The organism is Marcopretia estuarina LEGE 06307 (assembly GCF_056633115.1).
On record NZ_JBSJOY010000001.1, the window covers coordinates 668,681 to 689,177 of the forward strand.

The window sequence follows — 20,497 nt, forward strand, 5'->3', positions numbered from 1 at the left end:
TCCCTTCTTACTGAGCTGCTCCGCATCGAGGCTTCAGCGGGATCTGCCATGCGACTAGGCCGCAGTGGCCTTAATGATCGCCGTAGTGGAGGCCTCCACGGCTCGGGCCACCTCCTGCAGGGACGGATCAGCCGAGAGGCCCGCGAGCATCACCTCGGGGCGAATCATGCCGAGGCGGGTCTGGCCGGCTTCGGTGTAGACCGAAATCCTGCACGGCAAGGCCATGTTGAGCGCCATTGAGGTGCTAAGCACTGCGGCGGCCTGCTGAGGGTTGCACACCTCGAAGATGCGGCACTGCTCTGGGAATGGCAGACCTTTGCTGCGCAGGGTGTTGCCCAGATCATGTACTGCCAGTACGCCGAAGCCGTGGTCCACCACTGCCTCCTGGAGGGCGGCACTGGTCTCCTCGAAGGTTTTCGGTGTGTCGGTTATGAAGAACGGATCCATGGCTGGTGTTGGGTTGGAAGATGCGGAGTCCGTCTGAGCCGTCCTTGATAAGAGTCAGGTCGTTCCGTACCAGTTGCGATACCACTGAGTCATCTGCTCGATCTCCCTGCTCTGCTCCTTGACCATCGCCTGCTGCATCGCCTTCAGCTGCGGATGCTGGCTGCTGTTCTGGGCCATCGAGGCCATCATCACGCCCATGCGGTGGTGGGGAATCATCTGCTCAATGAAGGCCCGATCGAAGTCGGCGGCGTTCTTGAGGGCGGCCAGGCTCGTGCCCATCATTTCCATTCCGCTGCAGCAGCTCATGCCCATACCAGGGCCCATGCCACCACCCATTCCCCCGATGCCCATGGCTCCACCACGCGTCATGGCGGGAACGTCGCCGCCGTACCACTGCCGGTACCAGGTGCGCATCTGAGCGTTCTCACTGGTCTGGCTGGCCTTGATGTTCCTGGCCAGCTCTTTGATCTCGGGCCGCTTAGCTCGGGTGAGGGCAAGATCGGCCATGGCGATCGCCCCGTCGTGGTGAGGGATCATCATCACGATGAAGTGCTGATCCATCGACTGGGAGCCCATCAGCCCCCCACCCATCATCCCCGATCCCATCCCGCCTACTGGTGGGACCGCTGAGGCGGGTGGCTGTGACAGTGCTGGAGCCGCCAGGGACAGGACAAGCACTCCCAATCCTGTTGTCGTCGCGAGACGGTGATGGTTCATCAGTTCTCCTCCCTGGGTTCTGCCTGTCATCAACATGGGGACGCAGAAGCAAACTGGACGAAGCTGCGGGTCATTGCTTCACATGCCAGCTGTCACACCTGAAGATTGGGGCAGATCAGATCGCCGTCCTTGACGGGATCGCTCTGCCAGCTAGCCAGCAAGTCCTGCAGTTCCTTTCTGAGTTGCCTGAGCTCCTTGATCTGGCCATCGATCCGCTCGATCTGACGCCCCAGCTGGATCTCGATGTCGCCGCAGGGCAGCTCACCGGCGTCGTGCACCGCCAGGCAGCCCTGGATTTCCTCCAGGCTGAGCCCCAGGGTCTTGAGCCGACGGATGAACTCCAGGCGCCGCAGGCTCTCTTCAGCGAACAGGCGGAAGCCGCCTTCGCTGCGGCCGATCGCCGGGAGCAGCCCCAACTCTTCGTAGTAGCGCAGGGTCTTGACCGGCAGGCCACTGCGGCCAGCGAGGGCACCGATCTTCATGCCAGTCGTGACGCCGATGGCCACCATGGGCTTGACTCTCCATCTATGGGGAGACTCTAAAATGGATCTCTGACTTTTCCTTGGCATTCCGTGAACCGTATCGCCCTGGCTTTTGTCCTGCTGGCCGCTGGCTGCCTGTCCCCTGGCGCCGCCCGCGCCCAGGCCTACGACATGTTCCCGAGCAAGGCCGCTGCGGAAGTACGTGCGAAGGAGCTGAAGTGCAGCGGTGTCTTTGCGATGGGCAAGGACTGGATGCCGTGTCAGAACTTTGATGTCTATCAAAAGGCCGTTTCCAAGGAGAAGTGACTCCACATTTCTGCTCTGTTTCCTTTACCAACGCGGTTACCACTCGATGAATCAGCACCACGCCATCCCCCTCTTGAAAGGAAGCCGGTGGGCTCTGCTGGCTGCCCTTGCAGCGACGACCTTCTCCCCGCTCTTCATCACTCCGCCCGCCGCCGCGCACATGAAGGGCATGTTCAAAACAAAGCAGGAGGCGGAGCAGCGCGCTGCTGAGCTCAAGTGCAAAGGCACTTTTGCGATGGGCTCCTTGTGGATGCCCTGTGCCAATGAACAGCAACTGCACAAGGCGCTTCAGAACGAGTGAGCCGCCATCACCTCATGCGCCGGGTGCACCGCAGCCTCGTGCCCCTGGCCGCCCTGCCACTGCTGCTCACTGCGCTCTCCGGCTCGCTCTACGGCGCCCTCTCGGCCCAGGGGATCGAGGCCTTCTGGCTGATGAAGCTGCACACGGGCAACTTCGGCCTTATCAATCTGCAGCCCTGGTACTCCTCGATCCTGGCGCTGCTTACCCTGTTCGTCATCGGCTCCGGCCTGGGACTGCTGCTGGATCGCCGCAGGGGGACGCCCGCCAGCCCACCGTTCTGAGCAGGACGGCGATCAGCGGGGGACAGGCAACCCGGGGGAGTTCGCGGCCAGAGGCAGGGTCACCGTGAAACAGCTGCCGGAGTGCCCATCCGAGCGCACCGTGATCGCCCCCCGGTGGCGGCGCACGATCGCCGCCACGATCGAGAGGCCAAGGCCGGTGCCGCCCTGCTGGCGGGAACGCCCGGGATCACTGCGGAAGAAGCGATCAAAGATGCGTTGCTGATCGCATGGAGCGATGCCGATGCCGCTGTCCTGCACCTCCAGCAGCCCATGACTTCCCTCGCGCCTCAGGCTCAGCACCACCTCTCCGCCTGGGGGCGTGTAGTGAATCGCGTTCAAGAGCAGGTTGGAAACGAGCCGATAGAGCTCCGATTCCACCCCGAACACGTTGAGATCGTCATCACCACCCTGCAGGCGGAGCTGCACCTCGGCAATCGACGCCCCCTCGCTGGTCTCCTCCAGCAGATCGCGCGCGATCTGTGTAAAGGAGCAGGGCTGCAGGCCCGCTCCGGCCTCGGGACCATCGAGTCGGGCCAGCAGTAGCAGGTCACTGATCAAGCGGCTCAGCCGCTTACCCTGCCCGTAGACCACCGCCAGCGCGCGCTCTCCGGCGAGGGGTTCAGCTGACAGTTGCGTCTTGTGGGCCTCCACCACAGCCAGCAGGTTGGCCAGAGGTGCGCGGAGTTCGTGTGCCGCATCGGCGGTGAACTGCTCCTGCTGCCGGTACGCCGCCAGCAGCGGTCGCATCGCCAGACCGGACAGCCACCAACTGGCCAGGCCTGCCACCAGCAGGGCGAGCACAACAATCGTCTGGATTGCCCACCAGAGCCGCTCCCGCTCTGCGTCGAGCCCGCTCAAACTGCGTCCGATTTGCAGATACCCCCAATCCAGTTCCTGCGCATTCGCGCCAGGGTGCGCTGGCGTGTGGGAACGGTGCAGGTGGATCGAATACTGCAGAAAGCGATCGCCTCCCAGCCCTGCCACCACCATCCAGGTGGGGCCGGGGCGTTCAGGCTTGACCCTTGGCGATCCCGGGGAGTGGGCGATCAGCACACCACGGGGATCCAGCAGGCGCAGGTAGAACCGCTCCGAGTCCGTGATGCTCACAGCATGGCGAGGGATCAGTGAGGGGGCCGGCTGACAGGGGGATCCGACCAGACAAAGGCCAGGCAGCACCGCGGCCAGCTGGGGCGAGGGCCTGGCTTCCGCGGGCAGCAACGGCTTGAGGCTGTCATGCAAGGTGCCGGCCACGGTTTCCACCTCGCGCTCAAGGGCCGACCAGTTGGAGCGCATCAACAGGCCAAACATGCCAAGGCCAGCGCCATAGAGAATCACCCCAATCACCGCCAGGTAAACAGCCGCCAGTTGTAGGCGGCTCCGGGACATGGGTCCAGGCCTGGCCAAGGCGAGCCGTTCTATTGCTCTTCCTCCGGCTCAGGATCAAAGCGGTAACCCTTCGATGGGACCGTGGCAATCGGACAGGCCAGCCCGTAACTGGCGATCTTGCGCCGCAGCAGACGCACCTGGGCCGCCACCACATTGCTGATCGGATCCTCATCCAGCGACCAGAGCTGGGACCGCAGCCGCGCTCCTGGAATGATCTCCCGCGGATGCTCCATGAAATAGGCCATCAGCTGCAGTTCCTTGGTGGAGAGGGTGATCCTGGTGGTTTCCTTTCCCCGCTGAACGGTGAGGCAGCCCTCGGCCAGATCCAGCACATAAGGCCCGGAATTGAGCAGTGGCTCGCGATAGTTGGGCTGGCGGCGCTGCAGCGCCCGGATCCTCGCCAGCAGTTCCTCCATCGCGAAGGGCTTGCTCAGGTAGTCGTCGGCGCCGGCATCAAGGCCTTGCACCCGGTGGCTGGTGTCGGCCAGCGCCGTAAGCATCAGCACCGGCAGGGTGAGGCCAGCCCCGCGCACCCGCCGGCAGAGTTCCGGGCCTGAAAGACCCGGCAACATCCAATCAACGATCAGCAGGTTGTAGCTGGCCAGCTCGCTGCGCAGCAGCCTCCAGGCCCCCAGGCCCTCCGCCACGTGATCGACGACATGCTGCTCGGCCCTGAGCACCACCTGAATCGCTCCGGCCAGCTCGGCTTCGTCCTCCACCAACAGGATGCGCAGGGGCATGGGCCTGGAACAGAAGTCAGAGATTGCGGCTGATCCTAGGTAGCGCAGCCGGTTTCACCTGTTTTTCATCCCCCTTGCGGCATCCTCGGCGGGTCCTTGTCCTGCCCTCGCGGCAGCAGCAGCATGCGCGCCCTTCTTCTGGCCACCAGCCTCAGCCTTGGAACCGTGGTACCCGGTGGCCTCAGCCCCGCCATGGCCCACGTGGGGCACGGCGATGAGTTTCAGCAGAAAGGGAATGTGCGCCAGGTGAAGGCCAGCGCGGAGATCGATTCCCTGCTGGGCATCACCACCGCCCCCGCCGCTGAAGCCGGTGGTGTGGTCACCATTCCGGTGGCGGCGGTGGTGGATGCGGATGGCAAGCCCCTGGCGTTCGTAAAGAGCGGCACCACCTACGACCCGGTCTTCCTCCAGACCGGCGCCAGCCAGGGCGATCAGATCGAAATCACCGACGGCAGCATCTCGCCCGGGGACAGCGTGGTGACCCAGGGAGCCCTCTCGCTCTACGCCGAGTCCAAGAAGAGCCAGAGCGCCGCCGCACCCAACGGGGAAGGGTCCACCCCGAAAGCCCCAGCGGCCTCAGCCTCAGCCACCACATCCACAGCCGCAGAAGGGCTCAACCCCCTAGTGATCGGCGCCGGCGCTGCCGTGCTGGTGGTGGGTGGTGTGGTCGTGGCCTCGCGCCTGGGCAAGAAGAACTGATCCCCTGAGCCCGTCGTTCTCTCCGCCCACCTCATCCAATCCCATGCTCAATCGCCTGCTTAACCAGACGCTGCGGACCTCGATCGCCAAGCGCTGGCTGGTTGTTGTTGCCGCCATCCTGATCAGCCTCTGGGGCCTGTCCATCCTCAGCCGGATGCCCCTTGATGTGTTCCCCCAGTTCGCCCCACCCCAGGTGGATGTGCAGACCACCGCTGACGGCCTGGCGCCGGAGGAGGTGGAGCGACGCATCACCGTGCCGATCGAATCGGCGGTCAACGGGCTGCCGGGAGTGGAAACGGTGCGCTCCTCCTCGAAGGTGGGGCTCTCGATGGTGCAGGTGGTCTTTGCTCAGAACGCCGACATCAACCGGGCCCGTCAATCGGTGGCGGAGCGCCTGCAGCAGATCGAGGCGGAGTTGCCTGTCAATGCCAGCGGCCCAGCGATCTCGCCGTTGGTGTCGCCGCTCGGCACGATCCTGCAGTACGCCTTCACGCTAAAGGGCGGCGGACCAACCTCAGCGATGGAGCTGCGCCGGATCGTCGCCACCACCTTCAACAACCAGATCCTGGCGGTGCCCGGTGTCTCCCAGGTGACCCTCTACGGCGGTGAGGAGGCCCAGCAGCAGATCCTGATCAATCCTCAACAGCTTCTGGCCCGCAAGGTGTCGTTGCAGGCCGTGGCCGAGGCGGCGGCTGCCGCCAGCGCCAACGCGCCGGGCGGCTTTCTGATCGCGGGCGGGCAGGAGAAGCTGATCCGCGCCAGCGGCCAGGCCAGCAGCAGCGAGGATCTTGCCGATTCGGTGGTTACAGACAACAAGGGGCAAACGCTCCAGCTCGGTGATGTCGCCGAGGTGCGGCTGGCCAGTGCCCTCAAGCGCGGCGATGGCAGCTTCAACGGCAAGCCGGCGGTGGTGCTGATGATCAACAAGCAGCCAGATATCGATACGCCAAGGGTGACCCGCGAGGTGGAGGAGCGAATCGCCGCTCTGAGCAAGACCCTTCCGAGCGATATTCAGGTGCAGCGCACCTTCCGGCAGGCCAGTTTCATTGATACGGCGATCAAGAACGTCAGTGGTTCTCTGATCGAAGGCATTGTGATCGTCTCGGTGGTGATGCTGCTGTTCCTGATGAACTGGCGCACCGCCGTGATCACCCTCAGTGCCATCCCCCTGTCGTTGCTGATCGGCCTGATGCTGATGCGCGCCTTTGGGCTGGAGATCAACACCATGACCCTCGGGGGGCTGGTGGTAGCCATCGGCTCGGTGGTCGACGATTCCATTGTCGACATGGAGAACTGCTACAGCGGGCTGCGCCAGAACCAAGTGGCCGCCCAGCCCAAAAACCCCCTGCAGGTGGTGTACGAAACCTCGGTGGAGGTGCGCCAACCGGTGATTCTCTCCACCGTCATCATTGTGGTGGTGTTCGCGCCGATCTTCAGCCTCACCGGAGTGGAGGGGCGGATCTTCGCGCCGATGGGGCTGGCCTACCTGCTTTCGATCGCGGCCTCCACCTTGGTGGCGCTCACCCTCTCGCCAGCGCTCTGCGGGATTCTCCTGGCTAACACGCGGCTCCCCGCCGAGAACACCTGGATCGCCAACTGGGCCGAACGGGCCTATCGGCCAATGCTGGAGATGGCGCTGATCTCCCCCAAACGGGTGCTGGCTGCTGCCCTGGCGATTACGGTGCTGGCCTGCGCGATCCTGCCGAGCCTCGGGCGGGTGTTCCTGCCGGAGTTCCGCGAGAAATCGCTAGTGAACTCGATGGTGCTTTACCCCGGCGTGTCGCTGGAGATGACCAACCGCGCCGGCCTGGCCTTGTCCAACACCCTTAAATCAAGCCCCCTCTTCGAGTGGGTGCAGGTACGGACCGGACGAGCACCGGGAGATGCCGATGGGGCAGGCGTCAACCTGGCCCATGTAGATGTGGAGTTGAGCGATGCGGCGATGAAGGATCGGCCTGCCGCCATTGCCCAGCTACGAGAGGCCTTCCTGAAGCTGCCCGGGGTGGCCCCGAACATCGGCGGCTTCATCTCCCACCGTATGGATGAGGTTCTCTCGGGGGTGCGTAGTGCCATCGCCATCAAGATCTACGGGCCTGATTTAGGCGAACTGCGCAGGATCGGCGAGCAGGTGCGTGACGCAATCGAGCCGATCGAGGGAGTCATGGATCTGCAGCTTGAACCCCAGTTGCCCATCCAGCAGGTGCAGATCGCCTTCGATCGCCAGGCCGCAACCAGCAACGGGCTGTCGATGCAGCAGCTTGCCGATGCGGTGGAGGTCGCCCTGAACGGCAAGACGGTGGGCCAGGTGGTGAGCGTCGGCACCGATCGCACCGATGTGGTGGTGATGCTGCCCGAGCAATCCCGCAACAGCCTCGATGCCCTGCGGTCCATTCCAATCGCCACCCCCGCAGGCACCATGCTGCCGCTGGGAAGCCTGGCAAGCATCGACTACGGCTTTGGCGCCAACGTGGTCAACCGGGAGGATGTTTCCCGCTTGATTGTGGTTTCCTCCAACGTCAGCGGCCGGCCGCTGGGCACGGTCGTCGGCGACATCCAGAAGGTGATCGACTCCAAGATCAAACTGCCCATCGGCTACCTGATCCGCTACGGCGGTCAGTTCGAATCGGAAGAGCGGGCCACCGCCAACCTGGTGCTCTACAGCTTGCTGGCCACGGTGGTGATTGCCGTGTTGATGTTCATGTCCGTCAAATCTCTGCCAGCCACGATCGCCATCCTCATCAACCTGCCCCTGGCCCTGGTCGGTGGCCTGGTCGCCATCCTGCTCACCGGCGGCGTTCTTTCCGTGGCCTCCCTGATCGGGTTCATCACCCTGTTCGGGGTGGCGGTTCGCAACGGCCTGCTGTTGGTGGACAACTACAACCGCCGCCATGCGGAAGGGATGGAGCATAAGGAAGTGATCCGCGCCGGCAGCCTTCAGCGCCTCAACGCGATCCTGATGACCGCCCTCACCTCGGCCCTAGGCATGCTGCCGCTGGCCCTGGCTTTCGGGGCCGGCAACGAGATCCTCCAACCCCTGGCGATTGTGGTGCTCGGTGGTTTGCTCACCTCCACCAGCCTCACCCTGCTGGTGCTCCCCGCCCTCTATGCCAGTTTCGGACGCTGGTTACTTCCCCGGCACCGCAAGCCTGCGCGAGGCTTGAAGCCATTGGCGGCGATCCTGTGACGAGAGTGAGGGGTAACCCACAGCGGCAGGGGCTGATCGCTGGCCTGCTAGCCGCAGTGTTCTTCGGGCTCAGCGCTCCCTTGATCAGCGTGGTGAGCGGAGCTGGTTCGCCGCTGATGATTGCGGCGCTGCTTTACAGCGGGGCCGCCTTAGCACTGCTGATGGTGCGGGCCGCCGGGGGCCGCCAGCAGGCCGAGTCGCCGGTTCAGCGACGCGATCTGGCCCCCCTGATGGGGCTCACGGTGCTGGGGGGCATCGTCGGGCCCCTGTGCCTGGTGCAGGGGCTCACCTTGCTGTCCGCCGGGTCGGCCTCGCTGCTGCTGAATCTGGAGGCGGTGTTCACGATGCTGATCGCGGTGCTGATCGGCCGGGAGCACCTCAGCCGCAACGGTTTGATCGCCGCGGCCCTGATCGTGGCAGGTGCCGTGTTTCTTTCGGAGGGATCGCTGGGCGGGACGACGGTCCAGGGGGGACTGTTGATCGGGTCGGCCTGCCTGGCCTGGGGCATCGACAACAACCTCAGCCAGCGGCTGAGCCTGCGCAATCCGCTCCAGATCTCCCTGCTCAAGGCCTTCGGAGCCTCGGTGCCGATGTTGCTGCTGGCCATGGGCCTCGGCCAGCGGTTCCCCGCCGGGCCCGTGCTGCTGGCCGCCCTGGCGATAGGGGCCGTGGGCTACGGGCTCTCGATCTGGCTCGATCTGCTGGCCCTCCGCGAGCTGGGTGCCGCCCGAGAAGCGGTGGTGTTCGCCACCGCGCCGTTCGTGGGGGTGGTGTTCTCAGTGCTGGTGTTGCGCGAAGCCTTCACCATCCCTCAGGCGCTCGCTTCGCTCCTGATGATGGTTGGGGTGGGCGTGCTGCTCCGGGACGATCACACCCACCGGCACCACCACACAGCCCTACTGCATGCGCACCGGCATCACCACGACCCGGCCGGCGGCGATCCCCATCACGCCCATGACCACCGTGTGGAGGATCTACCGCTGCAGGGGCCCCGGGGGGCCTACTGGCATGCCCACGACCATCTGCATGAATCGATCGATCATGACCATCCCCACGTGAGCGATGCCCACCACCGCCATCGCCACGGGTAGGCAGCGGGAGGAGGCAGGCGCTACGTCCTGATCAAGCCGCTCGGTAGCGACGCAACAACGACGAGTTGACGATCACCGACAGCGAACTCAGGGCCATTGCCGCACCGGCGATCATCGGGTTCAGCCATCCGAGGGCAGCAATCGGGATGCCGATCCCGTTGTAGATGAAGGCCCAGAAGAGGTTCTGGCGGATCTTGCGCATGGTGGCCCGCGACAGGCCGATGGCGGTCACGACCAGCCGCACGTCGTTGCCCATCAAGATGATGTCACCGGCTTCCTTGGCCACATCCGAACCGGAGCCGATGGCGATGCCGATGTTGGCGGTGGCCAGGGCTGGGGCGTCATTGACGCCATCGCCCACCATGGCCACGTTCTGCCCATCCAACTGCAGGGACTTGATCGTTCCGGCCTTATCAGCAGGCCGCACCTCTGCGATCACCTCGGTGATCCCCACCTGGGCGGCAATCGCTTCTGCGGTGGTGCGGTTGTCGCCGCTGAGCATGATCACCCGCACGCCACGGCGCAGCAGCAGGGCCACGACCTGCTCGGCCTCGGGTCTGACCGTATCGGCCACGGCGATCACCCCAAGGATCTGATCGGCGCGCCCCAGCAGCATGGCCGTTTTCCCCTGGGCCTCGAGCCCAGCGAGCTGGCCCTCTACAGGTTCGGGAAGCCGGGGCAGGAAGCGGCTCGCCAGGGAACGGTTGCCGAACCAGACGACGTCCCCGCCCTCTATGGCGGTGATGCCCTCACCCACCTGGGCCGCAAACTGCTCCAACGGCAACAGCTCCAGATGGCGCTCTGCAACGGCCTCGGCAATCGCCGCCGCCAATGGGTGTTCGGAGCCATGCTCCAGGGAACCTGCGAGCTGAAGCACCTCCGGCTCTGAATGGCTTGCCAGGGGCTCCAGATCGGTGAGCATCGGCTTGCCCAAGGTGAGCGTACCGGTCTTATCGAAGACCACGGTGGTTAGCTTCTCGGCCCGCTCCAGCACCTCGCCGCTGCGGATCAGGATGCCCTGCTCAGCGCCCTTGCCCACCCCCACCATCAGGGCCGCGGGGGTGGCGATGCCCAGGGCACAGGGGCAGGAGATCACCAGCACGGCAATGAAGGCCAGCAGACCACTGCTGAACTGGCCCGCCAGGGTCCAGAGGGCGAAGGCCGCGAAGGCGATCAACACCACGGCCGGCACGAACCAGCCGGTGACCTGATCGGCCAGGCGTTGCACGCTGGCGGTGCTGGCCTGGGCCTCTTCCACGATGCGCACGATCTGGGCCAGCGAGGTGTCGGATCCCACCCGGCTGGCCTGAAAACGGAGCAGCCCTGATCCATTCACCGTGCCACCGATCAGTTCGGCGCCGGCCTGTTTGGCCACCGGCAGGGATTCACCGGTGAGCAAGGATTCGTCCACCGAGGAGCTGCCATCCAGCACCACACCATCGGCGGGGATCTTCTCGCCCGGCCGCACCAGCACCGTCTCGCCTGTGTCGATGGCATCGGCGGGCACGGTCATCTCCACCCCTTCGCGGATCACCGTGGCCGTGGCGGGCTGAAGATCGAGCAACTTGCGCACGGCGGCTGAGGAGCGTTTCTTGATGATCTCCTCCATGTATTTGCCCATCAGCACGAAGGCAATCACCACCGCCGAGACTTCGAAGTAGACGTCCCGTTCACTGACGCCAACCGGCAGCCAGGTGGGCGCAAAGACCACCACCACGCTGTAGAAGTAGGCGACGGAGGTGCCAAGGGCGATCAGCACGTCCATGTTGAGGGCGCGGCGTTTGAGAGCAGCCCAGGCGCCGGTATAGAACGACCAACCACCGATGAACTGCACCGGGGTGGCGAGCAAGAACAGCCACTTCCCCCAGCTCATCCAGGGCAGGAAGGACACAGGAGCCCAGGACACCAGACTCACCCCAGCGGCCAGTAGGATGAAGGCCCCGGCCCGGAACAGCGCCAGCGCCAGCACCCCGCCGATCACGAAGCCCACGCGACGGCGCATCACGCGCAATTCGCGGTCGGGATTCTGGAAGGTCTGCAGGCAACTCTGGCTGCAGAAGTAGTAGTCGCGGCCGCCGCGCTGGGTGCTGAAGGGCTGTGGCCCTGGGAACCACCATGCCGCAGATCGGATCCTTGGCCATGCCTTTGCCGCCGCCGGTGGGCGGCGGGCCGTGGCTACCGGGGGGCATGTGGTGATGGTCGTGTTCCTTGCAGCTCGTCGAAGCGTTCATCCTTCCTGCTCCTGATCCATGGGGCTTGCTAAAGGTGGTTTAAACAGGTTTTCGCTCAAAGACGGAACAGCGCGTCGTACTTGAAGTACTCCGGCTTGCGCAATCCCTCCACCGCCAGCATCCTGCGCAGTTCGATGATCTCGGCGCGCTGGGCCACGATCACGCCGCGAGCAAAGCGCCGGATTGTGGTGTTTGTGCTCTTGGCCAGGGCGTCGTGGGCCATCATCAGTGCCCCGGCGTGGTGCTCAAGCATGCCCTCGAGGAACCACACCACCCTGTTCTCCTTGGTGGGGAGCTCGCCCATCATCCGCATGCCATCGATCTGGGCCTGGCTCATGCGCGTGAGGCCGGAGAGGCTGTTCGGATCACCGCCGCTCGCCAGTGCCACCGGGTAGACGGGTGCCTGGGGGTACCAGGCCTTGCGCCACAGGCCCATCGCCCGGATTTCGTTGGCCTGATCGCGCCAGATCGTATTGCCCAGAGCACCGACACCAGGGGAACCGATGCCGAACACAAATTCGCTCATTCGCAGCGCGCCGGTGTGGTGCTGCACCATCCCGTCAATGAAGCGCAGGTCGTAGGTGGCACCGGCCGGGCCCACGTCGTGGGCGTGGCCGGCATGGGCCGGGGCGGATCCGGCCGGAGCAGACATCCCAGGCATGTTCATCATCCCTGGCATGCCCTGGTGCCCTTCGTGATTCATGCCACCGGGCATCTGGGCCAGGGCAGGAGCCGCAACGGAGAGGGCAGAGGCCAGACCGATCAGGGTGGCGGTGAAGCGGAATGGGTACATGTCGGCAAGGTGAGACCTCCCAACGGTATGGTCTCCCCTTGACAGGAGAGTCAAGGGCCAAGGGCGCAGCAAATCTGCGCCGGTCGATGCCGGTCATCACGGGCTTGACTCTCCACCTGAGTGGAGGCACTACGGTTGAGACATTCCCGCATCGCAGACCATGGACTCGACATCTTTCCGCGGTCATTCGCGGTTCTTTGGGCTGCTGCTGGGGGTCGGCGCTGTTGCTGCCGTTGTCTCAGCGGGAGGGTCGCTCCCGGCACGCGCCAGTGCTCCAGCCCTGATGCCGGTCACCTCCTACCGATCCGCGAGCTGCGGGTGCTGCAAGGGCTGGGTGCAGCACATGCGCGCCAATGGCTTCGCAGTGCGCGATGTCGTGGTGGCCGATGTCGGCGTCGTCAAGCGACGCCTGGGGGTCCCCGCCCGCCTGGCCTCGTGCCACACCGCCGAAGTGGCTGGATTTGCCCTTGAGGGTCACGTTCCTGCCGCCGATGTGAAACGGCTGCTGCAGAAACGCCCACCTGTGGCGGGTCTCGCCCTTCCGGGGATGCCCCTGGGCTCCCCAGGCATGGAATCGGCCTACGGCAAGGAGGCGTTCACGGTGATGGCCTTCACGCGGACCGGAGCCATCAGCAGTTTCTCCCAGCACGGCAAATGAGGACCCAACCATGACCACTCCCCTTCGGCGACGCCAGGTGCTCGGACTTGGGCTCGCCGGCCTCGGCACGGCCGTGGTCGGCCCACTTCTCTGGGATCGGGTGCAGCACTCCGCCGCCCGTGCGCAGCCCGCCGGTGCGGCGCGGCTGGGCTCCGTTGGCGGCGTGGCCAATCTGGAGCTGGTGGCCAGCGCCACGCCGGGGAGGCTTCCCGGTGGCCCCGCCACGTTGCTCACCTACAACGGCCGCTCGCCCGGCCCGCTGCTGGAGGTGAATGCCGGCGATCAGGTGCGGCTCCTGCTGCGCAACGACCTCCAGGAGCCCACCAACCTGCATTTCCACGGGCTGCACATCCCGCCTACCGGATCAGGCGACAACGTCTTCCTGACCGTGCCGCCCGGTGGCTCCTTTTCCTATGAGCTCACGCTCGCCAAAGACCACCCGGCCGGCCTCTTCTACGTGCACCCCCATCACCACGGCCACTCGGCCGATCAGGTGTTCGGTGGTCTCGGGGGCGCCCTGGTGGTGCGCGGCGATCTGGATCGGATTCCAGAGGTGGCGGCCGCCAGCGAAAGCGTGCTGGTGCTCAAGGACTTCGCCAGCGCCGACGGTACGGCTGAGGCCGGCATGGGGATGGGGATGGAGCGCATGCTCGGCCGGGAAGGTCCACTGCTGACGGTGAACGGGGAGCTCAATCCCGGCCTGGCGATCCCCAGCGGCGGTCTGCTGCGGCTCCGTTTGCTCAATGCTTCCAATGCCCGCATCTACCGCCTCGCCCTGGAAGGGCACCGGATGGTGCTGATCGCCACCGATGGCGGCGCCATCGCGACCCCTAAGGCCCTCGACGAACTGCTGCTGGCCCCTGGCGAGCGGGCCGATGTGCTGGTGCAGGGCAACCAGACTCCAGGCAGCTACCGGCTGCTCAACCTGCCCTACCAGCGCAGTGGCCACATGGGGATGGGCCAGGTGGCGGACGCTCCTCAAACCCTGGCCACCCTCAACTACGCCGGATCAGTGGCGCCGCTGCCACTCCCAAAAACCCTGATTCCCGTGGCGGCCCTGCCGCAGCCGGAGCGCACGCGCCGCTTCTCCCTGGCCCATGCCATGGGGATGGGAATGGGCGGTATGCAACACGGCATGGGGGGCATGGGCGGCAGGGGAATGGGTGGGGGTGACATGGGCTTCGTGATCAATGGCCAGCCCTTCGATCCCGATCGCATCGACACCCGTGTTGCCCTCGGGAGCACGGAAGACTGGTTGATCGTCAATGACGACGTGATGGATCACCCCTTCCATTTGCACATCAATCCCTTCCAGGTGATCAGCCGTGATGGCCGCCCCGAAGCCCAGCGCCGCTGGAAGGACACGGTGCTGGTAAAGGCGGGCGAGGAGGTGCGGATCCGCGTCACGTTCAAAGATTTCACGGGGCGCACCGTCTACCACTGCCACAACCTCGACCACGAGGATCTGGGGCTGATGGGGGTACTGCAGATCGACTAGTGGATGGTCTGACTCAGCTCAAGATGATCACGCCCATAGCCGCCAAAGACACAAGACTCGAATTGATCCGTGAATGCGCCACGTCCTGACCCTGTTGCTGTCCTGCTGCTGGCTGGCCGCTCCGGCGCTGGCCGCGGATATGGAGGCGTGCCGGAACCTGTTGGAGCAACGCGATGCCCTGGCCGAGCAGGCCATGAAGGCCGAAATCGCCCTGGTTCGCACCACCCGCGAACGGATCTGCCCGGTCCTCAGCCAGCAGGCCGATGGGGCCAATGCCAACGACCGCAACGAGCTGACCATCGACTACCAGGCCCTGATCGAGTGCCGCCACAAGGCGGAAGAACAGCTGCTGCGCAGCCGGCGGGTTCTCTACGTCAACCGCCAGCAATTCAGGTTCTACACGGCGGCAGGAGCCAAACTGGCCCGGCAAGCCGATGGGCTTGCTCAGGAATTGCGGGATCGGGAGTGTCCCTATCTGCGTTGATCAACAGCCTGCGGGCACCCGGTGCCGCCCAGACCCTTGACCCTGAAGTGACTACAGGCTGTTTGCTGGGGTGCTTGATGACAGGACCATGGCGGAACATTGCTGCAGCAGCGGAACCAGCGGGCAGAAGGCTGGAGGCACCACGGCGTCGCAGCTGGAGCCGGCAAGCGCCAGAGAAGTGCTGTATCGGATCAGCGCGATGGATTGCGCCACCGAAGAAACCGAGATCCGCCATGCCCTCGCAGGGCTCGACGGCATCCGCGGCCTGAGGTTCGTGCTGGCCGATCGCGTTCTGGCGATCGATGCCGAAACGGCCGCGCTCAACTCCGCCCTTGCTGCCATCCGCCGGATGGGATTCAACCCGGAGCCGATCAGCTCCGATCACCGGCCTTCTGCCGCCCAGACCCGCGCCGAACGGCGCCTTGAACGGCTCCGCCTGGCGGGCTCCCTGGCACTGGCGCTCACGGCGGAGCTGCTGCATCTGGTCGTTCCCGCCTACCCGGGCGATGAGCTGGTGGAGATCGGGATCGCCATCACCGCGATCGCCCTGGCGGGCTTCTCCGTGTTTCGCAAGGGCCTGGCCGCCCTGCGCCAGGGCCGGCTCAACATCAATGCGCTGATGAGCGTGGCGGTCACGGGCGCCTTCCTGATCGGCCGCTTCCCGGAGGCCGCCATGGTGATGGCGCTCTATGCCGTGGCAGAGGCGATCGAAGCGCGGGCCGTGGAGCGGGCCCGTCAGGCGATCACCAGCCTGATGGCCCTGGCCCCCGATGAGGCGGAGATCCGCCAGAGCGATGGCCGCTGGCAACGCGTGGTCGCCAGTGCTGTGGCCATCGGAGATGTAGTGCGTGTCCGCCCAGGTGAACGGCTGCCGCTTGATGGCACGGTGCTCAGCGGCGAGAGTGCGATCAACCAGGCCCCGATCACCGGCGAAAGCCTGCCGGTTGACAAAGGCCCTGGTGATGAAGTGTTCGCGGGCACGATCAACCAGGGCGGCGCCCTGGAGATCCAGGTGACGGCACCTGCCTCGCTGAGCACCCTGGCGCGCATCATCCAGGCCGTGGAGGAAGCCCAGGCCTCCCGTGCCCCGATCCAGCGCTTCGTGGATCGCTTCGCGGCCCGCTACACCCCGGCGGTGTTTGTGGTGGCCCTGGCCGTTGCCCTGCTGGCGCCGCCCTTGCTGGGATTCACCCCCATGCAGGCGATCTACAAGGCCCTGGTGCTGCTGGTGATCGCCTGTCCCTGTGCGCTGGTGATCGCCACACCGGTCACGGTGGTGAGTGGCCTGGCCACCGCCGCCCGCCGCGGCATCATCATCAAAGGCGGCCTCTACATCGAAGAGGCCCGCAAGATCAAGGCGCTGGCCCTCGACAAGACCGGCACGATCACCCTGGGCAAGCCCAAGCTGGTGGCGTTCTCACCACAGCAAGAAGGAGCAGACGCTGACGCGCTCAAACAGTGGGCCAGCAGCTTGGCAGAGCGCTCCGACCATCCGGTCTCGCGGGCGGTGGCCACAGGCCTTGATGGCGAGCGGCTGGCCGTGGAGGCCTTTGAGGCCCTGCCTGGGCGCGGGGTGCGCGGCGTGATCGCGGGGAGGCCGCTGATGCTGGCCAACCACCGCTGGATCGAGGAACTGGGGCTCTGCTCCAGCACACTGGAGGCGTCGATGCAGGTCCATGAGCGGCAGGGCCGCTCCCTCAGCCTGCTCGCGGATGACAGCGGCGTGCTCGCCCTGATCGCCGTCGCCGATACCGTTCGGCCCAGCTCGGCGGCGGCCATGGAAGCCCTGCGAGCCCTGGGAGTCACCCCGGTGATGCTCACGGGTGACAACGCAGCTACCGCCAGTGCGATTGCGGCCCTGGCCGGCATCGATGAGGTGAAGAGCAACCTGCTGCCGCAGGAGAAGCTCGAGGCGGTGGCCGATCTGCAGGCCCGCTATGGATTCGCGGCCATGGCTGGCGATGGCATCAACGATGCCCCGGCCCTGGCCCAGGCGGACATCGGTTTTGCGATGGGGGCCGCAGGCACCCACATCGCCATCGAAGCCGCCGATGTGGTGATCATGAACGACGATCTGATGCGCGTACCGGAAACGATCGCCCTCTCTCGCCGCACCTTCACCATCCTGCGCCAGAACATCGCGCTGGCACTGGGAATCAAGGCCCTGTTTCTGGTGCTCACCGTGGCCGGAAATGCCACGATGTGGATGGCGGTCTTCGCGGACATGGGCACAAGCTTGATCGTGATCGCCAATGGCCTGCGGCTGCTCCGCACTCCCACGCTTGGCAATATCAAGGGCTGAGCCTGGTCGGAAATGATCAGATCTGAGCCTTGTCGATTCGTGCCGAACGGTTCAATTCCATGAGGATGCCGCAGGTCTTCACCTCATCCGGTTGCTGACAAAGCCCTCTGAGCTGCCGTAGCTGATCCTGGAGTTTGTGCAACTCATTCACGCGGGCATCGACCTCGGCGATCTTCTCGTCCAGCAGGGCATTCACCGTCAGACAGCTTCCGGACGGTGTGTCGAGCACCCCGATCAGGATGCGGACCTCCTCCAGGCTCATGTCCAGGCTGCGGCAGTAGCGGATGAAACGCAACTGCTCCACATGCCGCGGCGAATAGAGGCGATAGTTGCCATCCGTGCGCTGCGGCACCGGTAACAACTGCTCGCGTTCGTAATAGCGGATGGTTTCGATCTTGACCCCGGTGGACCGTGCCAACTCGCCGATCTGCATGGATTCATCCCCTTGGGTTGGCAAGTCGGGCGGACAAGCCCCAGGCGCAACGCTAGGTCCTTGACCCTGAAGCCACTTCAGGCTTTTCAATGGCAGCATCTCCACCCTTCCCCCCCTTGTGAGCAGCGCCACACCATCCAAGCTCCTGTCCAGTCGTCGGGCCGCCCAGGAGCCAGGCCGGCCCTGGGGGCGCCTCACCATGGCCGTGCTCGCCACGATCGGCATGATCGACACCGGCTCGATCACCGCCAAGCGGTGGGGTTGGATCGGCAGCCTGTCCTGTCCGGGCGGTAGCGATGGCTGCGACAAGGTACTCGGCAGCGCCTGGGGCACGCTGCTGGGCCAGCCACTTTCTCTCTTTGGGTTCCTGGCCTACGGCACGGTGCTCCTGCTGGCCCTGATGCCGTTGCTGCGAGGGGGTCGGCGGGCCCCTGCCTCGGAGGGCAACTGGTGGGCTCTGTTCCTCGTCAGCTGCGGCATGGCCGTCTTCAGTTTGGTGCTGATGGGGCTCCTGGTCTTCGAGATCAAGGCCTTCTGCACCTTCTGTGTGGTCTCAGCCGCCCTCAGCCTCGCGCTGTTCCTGTTGAGTCTTGTTGGAGGTGGCTGGATCGACCGCAGCCAACTGATCTTTCGCGGAGTGATGACAGTCCTTCTTGTTGGTCTGCTGGGGCTGGGCTGGGCAGCATCGGCGGACCAGCCTGTCGCCCAAAGCGGACGGGCGGCTCCAGCTGTCATCAGCGCCAGTTCGCCGGCCAAGATTGCCCTGGCGGAGCATCTGAGCAGCGTCGGCGCCCGGGTGTTCACGGCGTACTGGTGCCCCCACTGCCATGACCAGAAGGAGGCCTTCGGCAAGGAGGCCGCCGCCAAGCTCCAGGTGATCGAATGCGCCGAAGACGGCGCCAACAGCCAGGCGCAGCTGTGCAAGCAGCAGGGGGTTCAGGGCTATCCCAGCTGGCAGATCAAGGGCGTTATGGATTCGGGCGTCAAGCCGCTGAACACCCTCGCCGATCTCAGTGGCTACACGGGTCCTCGCGACTTCTGAGCAGGCAATCACCCTGCCAGGCCAGCCATTCCCCGATAAGGGACCAACGCCACCCTCGCCCTAACCTCCAGCTCCGCTGGCATCGCTTCATGCCTGATGCACCGCTCGGCACCGCCGCCCGCATCGACACGCAAGCCGTGGAGGTGCCTGCCGGCCTGGGCATGCTGCGTACCTTTCTGCGGGTGCTCGGCCCCGGCTACCTGGTAGCCGTGGGCTACATGGATCCAGGCAACTGGGCCACAGATCTGGCGGCCGGATCCCAGTTCGGCTATCGCCTGCTCTGGGTGATCGGGCTCTCCAGCCTGATGGCGATGGTGCTCCAGTCGCTCTGCTGCCGCCTGGGCATCGCGACGGGGCTGGATCTAGCCCAGGCCTGCAGCCGGCTGCTGCCCAGGTTCTGCCGGATTCCCCTGTGGCTGTTGGCCGAGGTGGCGATCATTGCCTGTGACCTGGCCGAGCTGGTGGGCAGCGCCATTGCCCTGCAGCTGCTTTTCGGTCTTCCCTTGCCCTGGGGGGTGGGCCTCACGGCCGCCGACACCCTGTTGCTGCTTGCGCTGCAGCGCTTCGGGATCCGCCGGCTGGAGGCCCTGGTGATCGCGCTGGTGGCCCTGGTGGGCGGTTGCTTCGCGGTGGAGATGTTCTTGCTGCAGCCGGACTGGGGCCAGGTGGGCCAGGGCTTCCTTCCCCAGGCCGCCAGCCTCAGGGACGGGCAGCAGCTGTTTCTGGCGGCCGGGATTCTCGGGGCCACGGTGATGCCACACAACCTCTATCTGCACTCCTCGCTGGTGCAAACCCGGCGGTGGATAGGCGGGGTGAGGGCTCAGCGCAGGGCCCTGGCTTTCAGCACCTGGGACACGCTGATCGCCCTCAGCCTGGCCTTTCTGATCAATGTCTCGATCCTAGTGCTGGCCGCCGGAAGTTTCTACGGACGACTGCCGCAGCCGGTGACGGACCTCAGCGAGGCCTACCGGCTGCTGACGCCGATGCTGGGCACCTCGCTCGCCAGCGTGCTGTTCGGCGTGGCCCTGCTGGCGGCGGGCCAGAGCTCCACCCTCACCGCCACCATGGCTGGCCAGATCGTGATGGAGGGGTTCCTGCAGATCCGGCTGCCGGACTGGAAACGGCGGCTGCTCACCCGAGGCCTGGCCCTGATCCCGGCGATGGCCACGGTGATCCTGTTCGGCGAGCGGGCCACCACGAATCTGCTGGTGCTCAGCCAGGTGGTGCTGTCGCTGCAGTTGCCCTTCGCGGTGATCCCGCTGGTGTGGTTCTGCGGGCGGCGCGGTCTGATGGGCGAGCTCAGAGCACCGCTCGCTCTGCAGGCCGCGGGCTGGCTATGCGCCAGTGTGATTGTGATGATCAACCTCTCCTTGCTCAACGCGGTGCTGCGGGGCGGCTGAACTGTTGACAGCAGCTTCTGCG

The 20,497-nt window shown here is 65.4% G+C and carries 20 protein-coding genes; 12 read left to right on the forward strand and 8 right to left on the reverse strand.

The window, feature by feature from the left end:
- Positions 1 to 54 precede the first annotated feature (54 nt).
- From ACWJI3_RS03405 to ACWJI3_RS03415, 3 genes are all read right to left on the reverse strand, one after another.
- Positions 55 to 447, reverse strand: coding sequence for a DUF302 domain-containing protein (locus ACWJI3_RS03405; RefSeq protein ID WP_255100953.1), 393 nt, complete (start codon positions 445 to 447; stop codon positions 55 to 57).
- 54 nt (positions 448 to 501) lie between these two features.
- Complete coding sequence (locus tag ACWJI3_RS03410; protein ID WP_480202892.1) at positions 502 to 1,038, reverse strand: DUF305 domain-containing protein; 537 nt, start codon at positions 1,036 to 1,038, stop codon at positions 502 to 504.
- A gap of 218 nt (positions 1,039 to 1,256) precedes the next feature.
- Positions 1,257 to 1,673 (reverse strand): heavy metal-responsive transcriptional regulator, encoded by a 417-nt coding sequence (locus ACWJI3_RS03415; protein ID WP_255100951.1) that lies wholly within the window; start codon positions 1,671 to 1,673, stop codon positions 1,257 to 1,259.
- Positions 1,674 to 1,736: 63 nt separating this feature from the next.
- Here ACWJI3_RS03415 and ACWJI3_RS03420 point away from each other — a divergent pair, with 63 nt between their 5' ends.
- From ACWJI3_RS03420 to ACWJI3_RS03430, 3 genes are read left to right on the forward strand one after another with little or no spacing between them, the layout of a single operon-like run.
- Positions 1,737 to 1,952 (forward strand): DUF3721 domain-containing protein, encoded by a 216-nt coding sequence (locus ACWJI3_RS03420; protein WP_094510545.1) that lies wholly within the window; start codon positions 1,737 to 1,739, stop codon positions 1,950 to 1,952.
- A gap of 46 nt (positions 1,953 to 1,998) precedes the next feature.
- Positions 1,999 to 2,253, forward strand: coding sequence for a DUF3721 domain-containing protein (locus ACWJI3_RS03425; protein ID WP_255100950.1), 255 nt, complete (start codon positions 1,999 to 2,001; stop codon positions 2,251 to 2,253).
- A 14-nt stretch (positions 2,254 to 2,267) separates the two neighbouring features.
- On the forward strand, positions 2,268 to 2,534 hold the full coding sequence (locus ACWJI3_RS03430) for a hypothetical protein (protein WP_261346487.1): 267 nt from the start codon (positions 2,268 to 2,270) through the stop codon (positions 2,532 to 2,534).
- 12 nt (positions 2,535 to 2,546) lie between these two features.
- Here ACWJI3_RS03430 and rppB read toward each other — a convergent pair whose 3' ends face one another.
- The gene (gene rppB, locus ACWJI3_RS03435) at positions 2,547 to 3,920 is read right to left on the reverse strand and encodes a two-component system sensor histidine kinase RppB (protein WP_255100948.1); all 1,374 of its coding nucleotides are present in this window, start codon (positions 3,918 to 3,920) and stop codon (positions 2,547 to 2,549) included.
- A 29-nt stretch (positions 3,921 to 3,949) separates the two neighbouring features.
- A complete protein-coding gene (gene rppA, locus ACWJI3_RS03440; RefSeq protein WP_480202893.1) occupies positions 3,950 to 4,660 on the reverse strand; it encodes a two-component system response regulator RppA in 711 nt (236 codons plus the stop codon).
- Between the two features lie 123 nt (positions 4,661 to 4,783).
- Here rppA and ACWJI3_RS03445 point away from each other — a divergent pair, with 123 nt between their 5' ends.
- The 3 genes from ACWJI3_RS03445 to ACWJI3_RS03455 are packed head-to-tail and all read left to right on the forward strand — an operon-like array spanning position 4,784 to position 9,634.
- Positions 4,784 to 5,359 (forward strand): hypothetical protein, encoded by a 576-nt coding sequence (locus tag ACWJI3_RS03445; protein WP_480202894.1) that lies wholly within the window; start codon positions 4,784 to 4,786, stop codon positions 5,357 to 5,359.
- A gap of 43 nt (positions 5,360 to 5,402) precedes the next feature.
- On the forward strand, positions 5,403 to 8,543 hold the full coding sequence (locus tag ACWJI3_RS03450) for an efflux RND transporter permease subunit (protein ID WP_480202895.1): 3,141 nt from the start codon (positions 5,403 to 5,405) through the stop codon (positions 8,541 to 8,543).
- Between the two features lie 5 nt (positions 8,544 to 8,548).
- Positions 8,549 to 9,634, forward strand: a complete 1,086-nt coding sequence (locus ACWJI3_RS03455) for a DMT family transporter (RefSeq protein ID WP_480202896.1) — start codon at positions 8,549 to 8,551, stop codon at positions 9,632 to 9,634.
- Between the two features lie 31 nt (positions 9,635 to 9,665).
- Here the strand turns inward: ACWJI3_RS03455 and ACWJI3_RS03460 are convergent, their stop codons facing one another.
- Positions 9,666 to 11,636 carry a copper-translocating P-type ATPase gene (locus tag ACWJI3_RS03460; RefSeq protein ID WP_480202897.1) on the reverse strand — a complete coding sequence of 657 codons (1,971 nt, stop codon included), beginning with the start codon at positions 11,634 to 11,636 and terminating at the stop codon, positions 9,666 to 9,668.
- 284 nt (positions 11,637 to 11,920) lie between these two features.
- Positions 11,921 to 12,658: a DUF305 domain-containing protein gene (locus ACWJI3_RS03465; protein ID WP_094510553.1), complete on the reverse strand. Its 738-nt coding sequence runs from the start codon at positions 12,656 to 12,658 to the stop codon at positions 11,921 to 11,923.
- Between the two features lie 283 nt (positions 12,659 to 12,941).
- Between ACWJI3_RS03465 and ACWJI3_RS03470 the strand changes: the two genes are divergently transcribed.
- The 4 genes from ACWJI3_RS03470 to ACWJI3_RS03485 all read left to right on the forward strand — a co-directional run bounded on the left by ACWJI3_RS03470 (position 12,942) and on the right by ACWJI3_RS03485 (position 17,600).
- Positions 12,942 to 13,316 carry a DUF411 domain-containing protein gene (locus tag ACWJI3_RS03470; RefSeq protein ID WP_094510554.1) on the forward strand — a complete coding sequence of 125 codons (375 nt, stop codon included), beginning with the start codon at positions 12,942 to 12,944 and terminating at the stop codon, positions 13,314 to 13,316.
- A gap of 10 nt (positions 13,317 to 13,326) precedes the next feature.
- On the forward strand, positions 13,327 to 14,814 hold the full coding sequence (locus tag ACWJI3_RS03475; protein ID WP_480202898.1) for a multicopper oxidase family protein: 1,488 nt from the start codon (positions 13,327 to 13,329) through the stop codon (positions 14,812 to 14,814).
- Between the two features lie 73 nt (positions 14,815 to 14,887).
- Entirely contained in the window at positions 14,888 to 15,298 is a 411-nt protein-coding gene (locus ACWJI3_RS03480) for a hypothetical protein (protein WP_480202899.1), read from the forward strand.
- Positions 15,299 to 15,497: 199 nt separating this feature from the next.
- The gene (locus tag ACWJI3_RS03485; RefSeq protein WP_480202900.1) at positions 15,498 to 17,600 is read left to right on the forward strand and encodes a heavy metal translocating P-type ATPase; all 2,103 of its coding nucleotides are present in this window, start codon (positions 15,498 to 15,500) and stop codon (positions 17,598 to 17,600) included.
- A gap of 16 nt (positions 17,601 to 17,616) precedes the next feature.
- Here ACWJI3_RS03485 and cadR read toward each other — a convergent pair whose 3' ends face one another.
- Positions 17,617 to 18,033, reverse strand: a complete 417-nt coding sequence (gene cadR, locus ACWJI3_RS03490; protein ID WP_480202901.1) for a Cd(II)/Pb(II)-responsive transcriptional regulator — start codon at positions 18,031 to 18,033, stop codon at positions 17,617 to 17,619.
- A 199-nt stretch (positions 18,034 to 18,232) separates the two neighbouring features.
- On the opposite strand from cadR, the gene ACWJI3_RS03495 reads away from it, so the two are divergent.
- Complete coding sequence (locus ACWJI3_RS03495) at positions 18,233 to 19,075, forward strand: vitamin K epoxide reductase family protein (protein ID WP_261352745.1); 843 nt, start codon at positions 18,233 to 18,235, stop codon at positions 19,073 to 19,075.
- Positions 19,076 to 19,164: 89 nt separating this feature from the next.
- Positions 19,165 to 20,475 carry an Nramp family divalent metal transporter gene (locus tag ACWJI3_RS03500; protein ID WP_480202902.1) on the forward strand — a complete coding sequence of 437 codons (1,311 nt, stop codon included), beginning with the start codon at positions 19,165 to 19,167 and terminating at the stop codon, positions 20,473 to 20,475.
- The last annotated feature ends 22 nt before the right edge of the window (positions 20,476 to 20,497 follow it).